This is a genomic window from Desulfonatronum sp. SC1 (assembly GCF_003046795.1).
Taxonomy (GTDB): Bacteria; Desulfobacterota; Desulfovibrionia; order Desulfovibrionales; family Desulfonatronaceae; genus Desulfonatronum.
In genome coordinates, this window is record NZ_PZKN01000066.1 from 1 (window position 1) to 2,379 (window position 2,379).

General features: G+C 61.2%; 1 protein-coding gene and 1 pseudogene. One reads left to right on the forward strand and one right to left on the reverse strand.

What is annotated here, in order from left to right:
- Positions 1–665 precede the first annotated feature (665 nt).
- Entirely contained in the window at positions 666–1,394 is a 729-nt protein-coding gene (locus C6366_RS18310; protein ID WP_107740626.1) for a LysM domain-containing protein, read from the forward strand.
- Positions 1,395–1,477: 83 nt separating this feature from the next.
- Here the strand turns inward: C6366_RS18310 and C6366_RS19775 are convergent.
- Positions 1,478–2,379, reverse strand: a pseudogene (locus C6366_RS19775) (U32 family peptidase); the annotation flags it as partial.

A 2,379-nucleotide genomic window follows, 5' to 3' on the forward strand; every position in this document is an offset into this window, starting at 1 on the left:
GCAAGGACGGTGGGGGAGGGGGGGGGCGAGATATGGAGATGGATCGCACGAGCACTCCTTTTGTAGAAAAACGGCCGACACCGTCCTGCTCAGATTAGAGTTGAGGTCAGCGCAAACTGTCCAAGCGACGATCCATACGTCTCATGGACTTCCGGCAACGTTGTTGTTTTGCCAACCACTAGCCACCTATCATTTGCCTCTGCTTGGTGCAAAAAAACTTTTTGCGCCAAGCTCATAAAGCATGGCCTTCACGACGTTCCTGGCCGCGCGGACAAGGGAATTGCCGAGTCAGCAACTGCTGCTGGTGGCGGATGCCCTTGGCTTGGCTCACTTCACCGTCATCGGCGTTGAGAAAACCCCGTCCGGTGGGTGCTCTCGAGATCGTCGCCGTCGTGCTGGGGGGTGATTGCCGGCTTGGCAGCGGCATGTTGCGCAACGTCCTGATCCGCGAACCCTTTTGGTCTTTCGCCCGTAGGCCCACCTCGGATTGACTGACAAATGCATCACAGGACGACGGGATTGTTTTCAGTGCGACTTGAGGGTATCAACCGTACGTGGCGACAACCGAATGCGCATGACGAACGTATGCCGGTGGAAGACTTGCAACTTGAAAGGTTTTTTGAAAAAATAAATCAAGACGTCACCGCCAATGGGAGTATATCGTTATGGATAAGAAAAGCTGGCTGCAGAAATTGGAATCCATGGAGCAAGAGCGCCATGAGGTCGAAGCTCCCGAGGAGGAAGAGCGGGGGGCGTTGCGAGACGCCCTGGAAGGGAGGGGAAAGTATGTGATCCTGGGAGGCATCGGACTGTTCGTGCTGGTCCTGCTGGTGATCATCGCTTCTTCCGGAGGCGGGAGCAAGTCGGACCGCGATCTCCATGACATCCTGGCCCGGCTGGAGGTCATCGAGACGAAGCTGGTAGGGCTGGAAAACCAGGAAAGCGGGCGGCAGCAAGCCCTGGTACGGATGCAAGGCGATTTCAGCATTTTGACCATGCGGGTGGACAAACTTTCCCGCGAAATTAAGGAACAGACCGTCGAGGCCGCGCCGCGCCAAGAACAGCGTCAGGCCACTGCTCAACCGGCCAGGCAGCAGCCCGCTGCGCAACCTTCACAACAGCCCGCTCAACAACCCGCTCAACAACCCGCTCAACAACCCGCCCAACCTCGGCAACAGCAGCAGGCCGCCGAACCCCCGGCCGCTCCGGCACCTGCTTCGGCAGAACAGCTGCGTCCGGCCGTGTCCAGGCCGGTGACTCACGAGGTGCAACCCGGCGAAACCCTGTTCCGGATTAGCCGAACCTACGGGGTGACCGTGGACGATCTGCGTCGCTTGAATAACATTTCCGGAGACCGGATCAACCCCGGCCAGGTCCTCAAGGTTCGACCGTAATTTTCATTCCGGTGGAAGATTGTCCGTCTTCCTCCAAAACCAAAACGCCGAACACGGTTACCCATCGTGTTCGGCGTTTGTTTTTACAACAACCGCAGGTTCCAGTTGAACGGCGAAGTGCGGAGGCGTTGCCCCAGGCCGGGGGGGAGTTTTTCCTCCAGTTCCACGAACAGACGGTAGCCGGCGGACTCCAGGCGGGGCAGGTGTTGGTGCAGGTCCAGGGCCCAGTCCGGAAAGATCCAGAGATTCGATCCGTATTCCCGGGCCCAGGCGATTTCCTGTTTGGGGCTGGCCAGCGGGGTGTCGACGCGGAGTTCCTGCGCCCGCCAGCGGGAGACGCACAGGGGCCAGAACCCGGCCGTGACGATTCCCAGAGGCAGGGGGCTGCGCTCAGGAAGTTCCAGGAGGGCTTGCTCGTCCAGCTCCGGACTGACCACCGCGCCGGTGAACCCCAAGCCGGCCAGCCGATCCAGGGCCAGGGCGTTGGCCGTATTGCAGAATGGTCCGGCCCAGAGACGGGCCGGATGGGAGCGGGCCGGGCGGGAACCTTGCTGGCCCGCGTCGAACAAAGCAATTTGCCAGGGGGCGTTGCACACGAACAACTCGGCACCCGCGGAGCGAATCTTGGCCAGGGCATCCCGCCAGATTGCCTCTTCCTCCGGCCAGATCACCGGAGGCAGCCACCAGCAGAGATCACGGCACGTGACGCTGGTCATGTGCTCCAGGAATTTCGGGTCCACCCACATGGCTCTTGTCGCATCCTTGGCGCGGCGCTGAGGCCTGCGGGCGACCCGCATCAACCAGGGACGGCCTTCCGGGCGGTGCGTTTCAGGCAGGGTCGGGACGAACGTCGAGGCCGGGATGGGTGTTTCGGCCCCGGGCCTCGTCTTGGTTGCGGCCATGTCCGCGACCTCTTGTTCAAGCTGGTTCAGCAAGCGGTGCAGTTCCGGTTCCCGGCGGTCGATCAGCCAGACCGGTGTCCCGG

What these genes read in the sequence shown, in the direction of transcription:
- C6366_RS18310 (WP_107740626.1), top strand. Translation starts at nt 666, where the DNA reads ATGGATAAGAAAAGCTGGCTGCAGAAATTGGAATCCATGGAGCAAGAG.